The sequence below is a fragment of the Streptomyces sp. NPDC021622 genome (assembly GCF_040640795.1).
GTDB lineage: Bacteria > Actinomycetota > Actinomycetes > Streptomycetales > Streptomycetaceae > Streptomyces.
Genome location: NZ_JBFACK010000041.1, coordinates 1 through 5,175 on the forward strand (window position 1 = coordinate 1; position 5,175 = coordinate 5,175).

A 5,175-nucleotide genomic window follows, 5' to 3' on the forward strand; every position below is an offset into this window, starting at 1 on the left:
CCGTATTGAGTTGGGTGAGGTGGAGGCGGCGCTGTCGCGGTGTGCGGGGGTGTTGCAGGCGGTTGCGGTGGTGCGGGAGGACCGGCCGGGGGACAGGCGGCTGGTGGGGTATGTGGTGCCTGATCCGTCGGGGTCGGGTGCTGTTTTGGATGTGGCGGGGCTGCGGGTTGCGGTGGCGGAGTTCTTGCCGGATTACATGGTCCCGGCGGCGGTGGTCGTCCTGGATGGGATCCCGTTGACGGTGAACGGGAAGGTGGACCGTAAGGCGTTGCCGGTGCCGGAGTTCGGTTCGGCGGGTGAGGGCCGTGCCCCGGCCACTCCGCAGGAGGAGGTCCTGTGCGGGATCTTCGCCGAGGTGCTGGGTCTGCCGCAGGTGGGGGTGGACGACGGATTCTTCGAACTCGGCGGCAACTCACTCCTCGCCACCCGCCTGCTCAGCCGCGTACGCGCGGACCTCGGCGTCGAGATCGGCATCCGAGCAGTGTTCGAGGCATCGACCGTGGCGGAACTGGCCCGGCTCGTGGACGGTGCGGACCAGGCGCGCGTCGCCCTCACCCCCGGCATCCGCCCGGACCGTCTCCCGCTGTCCTCCGCGCAGCTGCGCCTGTGGTTCCTCTGGCAGCTGGAGGGCCCCAGCTCCACATACAACATCCCGATGGCGCTACGGCTCACCGGCTCCCTGGACGTGGCGGCGCTGCGGGCGGCACTGCATGACGTGGTCGCACGCCACGAGGCGCTGCGCACCGTCTTCCCCATGACCGACGGTCGTCCCTGCCAGGACATCCTCGACGCCGATGCAACGAGCCTCGATCTGCCCGTGACGCAGGCCGACGCCGATGAGCTGCCCGTGCAGCTCGCGCGGGCCGCCGCGCAGACCTTCGACCTGGCATCCGAAGTACCGCTGCGGGCAAGGCTGTTCACCACCGCGTCCGACGAGCACGTACTTCTCCTCGTCATCCACCACATCGCCGGCGACGGCTGGTCGATGGGCCCGCTGCTGCGGGACCTCTCCACGGCGTACGCAGCCCGTCGCGACCGGCGGCAGCCGGACTTCGAGCCGCTTCCCATGCAGTACGCCGACTACACCCTGTGGCAGCGCGAGGCCCTCGGCGACGAGGACGACCCCGACAGCCTGATGTCGGCCCAACTCACCCACTGGCGCACGGTCCTGGCGGGCCTGCCCCAGGAGATCCAGCTGCCCATGGACCGCACCCGGCCCGCGGTGGCCTCCTACCGAGGTGCCACCGTCCCGCTGGAGATCCCGGCGGACCTCCACCACGACATCACCGAACTCGCTCAGGCCGACGGGGCCAGTGTGTTCATGGTGGTTCAGGCGGCCTTGGCCATCCTGCTGTCCCGCCTCGGCGCCGGTGAGGACATCCCCATCGGCTCGCCGATCGCCGGCCGTACCGACGAGTCCCTCGAGGACCTGGTCGGCTTCTTCGTGAACACACTGGTGCTGCGCACCGACCTGACCGGTGACCCGACCTTCCACGACGTGCTCCAGCGCGTACGCGAGGCCAACCTCGACGCCTACGCGCACCAGGACGTCCCCTTCGAGCGGCTGGTGGACGACCTCGCACCGGAACGCTCCCTGGCGCGCCACCCGCTGTTCCAGGTGATGCTGGCCCTGCAGAACACCACCGACGCGGTCGCCGACCTGCCCGGTCTGCGGGCCACCACGGTCGACGCGGGCCTCGCGCCCGCCAAGTTCGACCTCTCCTTCGACCTGGGCGAGCGGTTCGATGCCGACGGTGCGCCCGCCGGCCTGAGCGGACGCATCGACTACGCCGTCGACCTGTTCGACCCGCACACCGTCGAGGCCGTCGCCGAGCGGCTGATCAGGGTGCTCTCCTCCGTGGTGCGCCGCCCCGAACTCCCCGTGGGGCACGTCGAGATCGTCTCCGACGGCGAGCGGCAGCGGATCCTCCACGCATGGAACGAGCCCGGCCGGGACATCCCCGCCGTCACGCTTCCTGCCCTCTTCGAGGCGCAGGCGGCCCGCGTCCCGCAGAACGTGGCGGTGACGTTCGGGACCTCGCGGCCGGCCTCCGAGGACCCCGGAACCCCGGGCGAGACGACACTCACCTACGCCGAACTGAACCAGCGCGCCAACCGTCTGGCGCGACGCCTGGTCGCCATGGGAGTCGGCCCGGAGAGCCTCGTCGCGGTCGCCCTCGACCGTACCCCCGACCTGGTCGTGGCCCTGCTCGCGGTACTGAAGGCGGGCGGCGCGTACGTCCCCATCGACCCGGACTACCCGGCCGAGCGCATCGCCTACGTCCTCGACGACGCGGCCCCCGTGTGCCTGCTCACCAGCGGACGCCTCGAGCTCGCGGCCCTGGACGGCACCGGCATCCCGACGCTCCTCGTCGACGACCCCGCCCTGACCACTACGGGACCGGCGGGCGACCTCACCGACGCCGAGCGTACCGCCCCGCTCGAACCCGCCCACCCGGCCTACATCATCTACACCTCGGGCTCCACCGGCAGGCCCAAGGGCGTCGCCATCCCCCACAGCAACGTGGTCCACCTCTTCGAGGCCACCCGTGAGTCCTACGCCTTCGACGGCGACGACGTGTGGACCCTCTTCCACTCCTACGCCTTCGACTTCTCGGTCTGGGAGCTGTGGGGCGCGCTGCTGCACGGCGGCCGGGTCGTCGTGGTCTCCTACGAGACCTCGCGTTCGCCGCTCGACTTCCTGGACCTCCTCGTACGGGAGCGGGTGACGGTCCTCAACCAGACGCCCTCCGCGTTCTACCAGCTCATGCAGGCAGAGGCGCAGAACCCCGAGGCGGGACGCCAACTCGCTTTGCGCACCGTCGTGTTCGGTGGTGAGGCCCTGGACATCGAGCGCCTCACCGACTGGTACGCCCGCCACCCCGAGGGCGGACCCGAGCTTGTGAACATGTACGGCATCACCGAGACGACGGTCCACGTCACGTACAAGCCCCTGGACGCCACATCCGCCACTGCCCTCGCGGGCCGCAGCGTCGTCGGCCGTGCCATCCCGAACCTTCGCGCATATGTCCTCGACGACGGACTGCGCCCCGTGCCGGCCGGCGTTCCGGGCGACCTGTATGTCGCCGGAGCAGGCCTGGCACGCGGCTACGTGGGACGTGCCGGACTGACCGCGGAACGCTTCGTGGCGTGCCCGTTCGGTGAAGCGCCGGGCGAGCGGATGTACCGCACGGGCGATGTGGTGAGGTGGAGCGCCGACGGCGAACTGGAGTTCGTCGGCCGCTCCGACGACCAGGTCAAGGTCCGCGGATTCCGCATCGAGACCGGTGAGGTGGAGGCGGCGCTGTCGCGGTGTGCGGGGGTGTTGCAGGCGGTTGCGGTGGTGCGGGAGGACCGGCCGGGGGACAGGCGGCTGGTGGGCTATGTCGTCCCCGATCCTTCCGAACCGGGTGTGGTGGTGGATGCGTCGCAGATTCGGGTTGCGGTGGCGGAGTTCCTGCCGGATTACATGGTTCCGGCGGCGGTTGTGGTGGTGGATGGGATCCCGTTGACGGTGAACGGGAAGGTGGACCGTAAGGCGTTGCCTGCACCCGAGTTCACTTCAGCGAGTGAGGGGCGTGCTCCCGCCACTGCAGAGGAGGAGACCCTCTGCAAGGTCTTCGCCGAGGTGCTCGGCCTGCCGCAGGTGGGTGTGGACGACGGATTCTTCGAGCTGGGTGGCGACTCCATTGTGTCGATCCAGTTGGTGGCGCGGGGGCGTGCTGCGGGGCTGGTGTTCACGGCGCGGGACGTCTTCGAGCGGAAGTCGGTGGCAGGGCTGGCCGCGGTGGCGCGGCCGGTGGACGACGTGACGGGACCGGCTGTTGAGGTCTCGGGTGTCGGTGGGGTTGAGCTGATGCCGATTGTGCGGTGGTTGCGGGATCGTGGTGGTCCGGTTGACCGGTTCGCGCAGTCGGTGCTGCTGAGGGTGCCGGGGGATTTGGACCTGGAGGGTCTGGTCGGGGCGCTGGATGTGGTGGTTGATCATCACGATGCGTTGCGGTTGCGGTTGGGTGTGGTGCCGGAGTGGTCGTTGGAGGTGCTGCCGGCCGGTTCGGTTGCGGTGTCGGAGTGTGTGGTGCGGGTGGATGTGTCGGGTGTTGCCGATGCCGAGTTGGGCGAGGTGGTGCGGGGGGAGGCTGAGGCTGCGCAGGGGCGGCTTGCTCCTGAGTCCGGTGTGATGGTGCAGGTGGTGTGGTTCGACGCGGGTGCCGGTCGTCAGGGTCGTTTGTTGTTGGTGGTGCATCACCTGGCGGTGGATGGTGTGTCGTGGCGGGTGCTGGTGCCGGATCTGGTGAGTGCGTGGGAGGCGCGGGCCGCGGGGCGGGCTGTGGTGTTGCCTGCGGTGGGGACGTCGGTGCGGGATTGGGCGCGGCGTCTGGTCGAGGAGGCTCAAGCACCCGTCCGTGAGGGTGAGTTGGCGCTGTGGTCGAGGGTGCTGTCGGGTCCCGATGCGCCGTTGTCGGGCCGGGTTCTGGATCCGGTGCGTGATGTGTGGGCGTCGGCGCGGCTGGCGTCGGTCGAGCTTGCGCCTGAGGTGGCGGGTCCGTTGCTGACGCGGGTCCCGGCTGCTTTCCATGGCGGGGTCAATGACGTGCTGCTGGCGACGCTGGGTGTGGCTGTGGCGGACTGGCGTCGTCGGTGGACGGCTGAGGGTTCGGCTTCGTCGCTGTTGGTGGAGTTGGAGGGGCATGGGCGTGAGGAGATCGGTGAGGGTGTTGATCTGAGCCGGACGGTGGGCTGGTTCACGAGTCTGTTCCCGGTGCGTGTGGATGTGTCGGGTGTGGATGTGGATGAGGCGCTGACCGGCGGCGCCGCGTTGGGTGTGGCGGTGAAGCGGGTGAAGGAGCACCTGAGGTCGCTGCCGGATCGGGGTCTGGGTTATGGCCTGCTGCGTCATCTCAACCCCCGTACTGCACCGGTCCTTTCGGGCCTGGAGGCGCAGGCCCCTGCCCAGATCGTCTTCAACTACCTCGGCCGATTCGCCGGCGACGACGCTGACGAGTGGGTTCCCGTACCTCAGTCGATCGAGGGCGGAACTGATCCGCAGATGCCGATGGGTCATGTGCTGACGGTGAACGCGTTGACGGAGGATCGGGCGGATGGTCCGTATCTGTCGGTGAGTGTGGCGTGGCCGGAGGCGTTGCTGTCGCGTGAGCAGGTGGAGGATCTGCT

Annotated in this window: 1 protein-coding gene; it reads left to right on the forward strand. The window is 69.5% G+C overall.

From position 1 onward, the window contains the following. Positions 1-70: 70 nt before the first annotated feature. Positions 71-5,175, forward strand: a 5,105-nt coding sequence (locus tag AB0G47_RS40815) for an amino acid adenylation domain-containing protein (protein ID WP_360781174.1), incomplete at its 3' end; no start/stop codon positions are given.